Source organism: Vibrio sp. 378 (genome assembly GCF_033339435.1).
In genome coordinates, this window is record NZ_JAWOUO010000090.1 from 1 (window position 1) to 1,269 (window position 1,269).

At 42.7% G+C, this 1,269-nt stretch carries 2 protein-coding genes; both read right to left on the reverse strand.

Annotation, left to right across the window (positions count from 1 at the left end; translation table 11 throughout):
• On the reverse strand, window positions 1-376 hold a 376-nt coding region (locus tag R7Q48_RS24280; protein WP_318132647.1), incomplete at its 3' end, for a helix-turn-helix transcriptional regulator.
• A gap of 65 nt (window positions 377-441) precedes the next feature.
• Window positions 442-1,269 (reverse strand): GGDEF domain-containing protein (locus R7Q48_RS24285; protein WP_318132650.1); only part of this gene is annotated, 828 nt, incomplete at its 5' end.

The following is a 1,269-nucleotide window of genomic DNA, read 5'->3' on the forward strand; positions in this document are numbered from 1 at the left end:
GTTTGTGTACGGCGTTAATTTGCTCATATTCCGTCAAACTGATTTGGCTAAGGGCGCAATTTTTCACATCGGTTACACGGTATTCGTAAACAATGTCTTTAAAGCTCAAATAGATGCTTTTGCTTTGTGAAGCTTTGACCCGTTTGTATTCGCTGGAGGTGTATTGATACTGCTTGCCGATGTAGTGAGCGAAAGCAAGCCGCTTGAGCAAACTGGGCGTTACTTTACCGCTTTCCCACTGGCTTAATGTGGGTTGATTTAAGCTTTCAAAAGCGCTGTAACTTCGGGCTAGCTCATCCGCTAATTGGCCTTGAGTTAACCCCCTTTCCTTTCGAATAGCAGCCACTGCATGCGAAAATTCTAACTTACTAACCATATATCTACGTCCTGAAATTATTATATTTTTGAGTGCTTCTCAGCGGCTCGGACCGAGCCAAAACTTTATGTTCTTGATCTTTTAGTGAGGTACATCATTTGGTCAGCATGTTGAATTAAGGAATCGCTACAGCTTCCTTCATGAGGAAAGCGAGCCATACCAACACTTAAACCGATGTGAACGTTTTGAAAATGGATAAAAATGGGTGCACTGCATGCGTGATGCAGCAAAGACTGAAACTGTTCTAACTCCTTGGTGTCTTCGATGTTTGGCAGGCACAGAATAAACTCATCGCCTCCGATGCGTGTCGCGAACTGGCCGTCGTCTAACAGATGCAAAATACGTTGGGCGGTGATCTGCAACACCTTATCTCCGGCGTCGTGACCAAATTCATCATTCACGGCTTTAAAGCCATCAAGATCGATGTACAACAGAGTAAACGGTTGGGCACGTTGAATCTGTTGTTCGATCAGTTGATTGCCTTTAAAGCGGGAATAGCACCCAGTGAGCTCGTCGATTTCGAGTAATCGTTCAAGCTTTTCCACCTGTTCATATTGTGTTTGCCAAATGCCATGCCAATAACACTCGATAGAGCGTAGCCCTTTGTAAATAAACAGGTTGAACAAAAATAAAAACGTACTTTGAATGAAAAATTCTTTTAAAGCGTGGAGTTTAAAAGGGTCATTCCCTGCCGTTATCAAATCAATGTAAAAGCAAAAAGTCATTGATAAGGCGTAGGTAAAGAACGACCAAAAAACACCGAACTCAACCATGGTCAAGAGTAGGTTGATCGTCACCAACGACGAAAAAAGAAAATGTCCGCCTAAGAAAAAGTACAGGTAAAAAGTGAGGGTGTAACCGAGGATTAGGGCAATGACGACAGATTGATGTTT